The organism is Clostridium sp. (assembly GCF_040797585.1).
Lineage (GTDB): Bacteria > Bacillota > Clostridia > Clostridiales > Clostridiaceae > Clostridium_Z.
In genome coordinates, this window is the sequence record NZ_JBFNEO010000249.1 from 1 (window position 1) to 3,668 (window position 3,668).

Here is a 3,668-nt window from a genome sequence, read left to right on the forward strand (position 1 = left end):
TTAACTATGATTTACACCATATTCAAGGATTAAGTTTAGATATGGTACATCTATAGATAAACCATTTCAAAACTCAATCTTTGAATACACTTTAAGTAATGGTATCTGGTAATTTAGCTTCAATTATCACGTAATCTATCTATATAAATAATGACTATTTCTAAAAGAATTTTATAAGGAAGGAATTTATTAAATCTACCATTGATTCCTTCCTAATAGCTTAATTAGTCTTTAACTTATTTAACTCCTTATCTATTAAGTTTTTATCTAATCTCTCAAATAATATGCTATAGTTCCCTAGTTTACTTCCCTCTTTTATATTAATTTTACTCCAAGTATTTCCTTCATATCCTAACCACGCCTTTACTTTCTCCGAGGAAAATGGTAAGAATGGATGTAGTAAATTAGCTATATTTAGTATAGAAAAAATACAATTATATATGGTATCTTCACACTTATTTTTATCTTCTTTAATATATATCCACGGAGTATTTTCATCAAAATATTTATTCATAAACCTAATAAATTTAAATATTTCCTCTAAGGCTACCTTAAGATTTCCTCCTTTTATTAAATGTGAGGTTTTATCATATAGCTCTACTATTTTCTTCTCTATATTCCCATCTATATTTCCATTAGGTATATTATTATTAAAATATTTAGTTACAAAGACCAATGTTCTATTTACTAAATTTCCATATGCTCCAAGTAGCTCTCCATTATTGCTATTTATAAATTCCCTAAATGAAAAATCCGTGTCTCTCCCCTCTGGTCCATTTATTATAAAAAAGTATCTTAAACTATCTGGATTATATTTCTCTATAATATCTTTAATCCAGATTGCCCAGTTGTTACTAGTAGATATTTTCTTTCCCTCAAGAGTCATGTACTCACTAGATATTATCCTATTCGGTTTTTTATTATATCCTGCTGCACTTAAAAGTGCTGGGAATATTATAGAATGAAAAGGTATATTATCCTTGCCATGTACAAAATAACTTAAAGAAGTATCATCCCAAAATTCTTCTAAGTCCTTTTTATTATCCTCACTCCACTTTTTACTTAAAGTAAAATATCCAAGAACTGCATCCATCCATACATAAATTTTCTTATCTTCATAATCCTTTATAGGAATATTAATGCCTAAGTCTATGTCTCTTGAAAGTGCTCTATCCTTTAATCCTTCTCTTAAATATCTAGAGGTATTATTTACTGCATTGATCCTCCATTCATCCCCAAAACTCTTTAAATATTCTTCAAGTTCTTCTTGAAATTTACTTAAGGCAAAGAATAATTGTTTGTTTTTCTTAACCTTAGGCTCTTTTCCACATATTTTACATGTTCTATTAGATAAATCTATTGGATCTAACAGTGTTCCACAACTATCACATTGATCTCCCCTGGCTGAACTTTTACATATAGGACAATTCCCTTCCACAAACCTATCTGGTAAAAACTGATCACAAAATTCACAATGAAGCTGCTCTACTTCCTTTTCATAAATATATTCTTTCTCATATATCTCCTTTATTATCTTTTGAACCTCCACTTTATGGTATTCATCATCAGTTCTTGAATATAAATCATAAGAAAATCCTAACTTATTAAAACAATATAGAAATTCCTTATGGTATTTATCTACTATGGTTTTAGGTGAAACCCCTTCTTTATTAGCTCTCACAGAAATTGGAGTTCCATGACAATCACTTCCTGATACATAAAGTACCTCCTCTCCCTTTAACCTAAAATATCTTGCAATTACGTCCCCTGGTAATAGAGCTGCCACATGCCCTAAGTGTAAAGATCCATTAGCATAAGGCCATGCTCCTCCTATAAATATCTTCACATTAATTCCTCCTTTTAAAATATATAAATTGAAATTAACCTTCACTCATTGATTAAGGATTTATTTTAGGAATAATACTCTTAAAATATTTAACCAAAATAATCTCCTTTGAATTAAAAGCTATTTTAAAAATAAAAAAGCCCTCCTTCCTAAGACCAAAATCTCAGGAACGAGAGCTAAAGCTTCGTGTTACCATCCTAATTTACTTATATGTCGCCATATAAACCTTATCAAGTACGTCACAAATTTGTGATTATACTCTATCACTATAACGGGTGAATCCGTCGCAGCCTAACTATAATAGCTTCGGTGCGCTGCTCCAAGGCCATTTTCCCTTTAATATCCTTTGCTTCTTCTCATCTTCTGAAGCTCTCTGTAAAAGTATTCTTAAAGGTACTTTCCTCTTCATAGCATTTAATTGTATCCATTCTATCATATATATATTGTTTTGCAAAGAATATTTTAATTATTCTTGAAATTTATGCTACTAAACTTCTTATAAATAGATTTATTATAGGCTACTTTATTAATTATAATGCTCTACTTTAAGTGAGGTTTAATATACAAATTATAAGATCTAATACTTACTTAGATTACAATTCATATGGTGAATTTCATATAATGCTATTAATACTTATATATAAGTATTAATCTACCAATCCTAACCTTTTTAATTTTATAAGCCTTTGAACAGCAAGTACTCCTCTCCAGTGATTCCTTGCTAACTCGAAAGTGTCTCCATAACTGTCTCCCCAGTTCCAAGTAATATCCCATATATTATTATGAAGATCTTCTATTAAAGTCTCTGCATTCTCTATGATAGCCTCCTTAAAATAAGGATATACAATAATACTTTCTCCATTAATACAATCTATAAAATCTAGGGGTTCTGCCACATATTCTTTCCCCCACTTTGATTTGTCCAAACACATAGCACCTCTAACAAGGTCTATGATTTTCTCTTCCATATCTTCTATATTAATATTAGTCTCTTTTCTTGAATCTTTAATTAAAGTTATTCCGTTTATATAACATATTAGCTCATGAAAATTCATTTCTTTTGAGTTTAATAAATTATCTTCTGCCTTTTTTAATGATAGATTTGCTATTTCCCTTATCTTTGAATCTTCATCACTATGATAGAACATAAAAGATGCTATATCCATAGACGGGTTAAATCCCCAAGTATTATCTCCATCCTCTCTATAGTTCCACCAAGGAGCATGAGGATAATTATTATTTTCCTCTATTACAGTTTGCCATGTTCCAGTTTCCATATTAAATTTATTATTTCTAAAATATCCTATGGAATCTTCAATAACTTTATGCTTTTCTTTGAATCCTATTTCACATAATATTTTGCATGCCACTGAAGAAGCTAGAGGTGATGAATGTGGAGTCCAACAATCGGATTCTATTCCGTGACCAAAACCTCCATCTTTATTCTGATAAGTACTAAGTTCATTTAATACATCACTTACTTTCCCCTGCTTAAATTGATATTTAAATCTCTCCACCTCTAATTTTCTTCCATTATTCACTATCCAATTATAAATATTATCTAATATCTCTCTTGAAACTTTTCTCATAATTTATTTTTAGTGAGAGAGTGTATAACAAGTACCAAACCCTCACTAAAACTCACCTCTTTTCTTTCTATACTTTCTTCTGTATATAGCATGTTAATAACTTTGTTGATAATTCGTTATAAAAGACTATTGTGAATTAATATAACTTCTAATTATGCTTATTTTGCGGGAGTTAGAGGAACTTATTCATTGATGTATAATTTGATACCCGAAATCCAAGATTTTCATATAAT

The 3,668-nt window shown here is 29.5% G+C and carries 2 protein-coding genes and 1 other annotated feature; both genes read right to left on the reverse strand.

Features of this window, described 5'->3' with window-relative positions; genetic code table 11:
- Nucleotides 1-220 precede the first annotated feature (220 nt).
- Complete coding sequence (gene metG, locus AB2369_RS12275; RefSeq protein ID WP_367666763.1) at nucleotides 221-1,846, reverse strand: methionine--tRNA ligase; 1,626 nt, start codon at nucleotides 1,844-1,846, stop codon at nucleotides 221-223.
- 162 nt (nucleotides 1,847-2,008) lie between these two features.
- Nucleotides 2,009-2,264: a binding site (T-box leader), on the reverse strand.
- 229 nt (nucleotides 2,265-2,493) lie between these two features.
- Nucleotides 2,494-3,435: a hypothetical protein gene (locus AB2369_RS12280; RefSeq protein WP_367666764.1), complete on the reverse strand. Its 942-nt coding sequence runs from the start codon at nucleotides 3,433-3,435 to the stop codon at nucleotides 2,494-2,496.
- Between the last annotated feature and the right edge of the window lie 233 nt (nucleotides 3,436-3,668).

Bases quoted from the DNA above. Each gene is read 5' to 3' on its own strand.
- AB2369_RS12280 (WP_367666764.1), bottom strand. From the start codon at position 3,435: ATGAGAAAAGTTTCAAGAGAGATATTAGATAATATTTATAATTGGATA.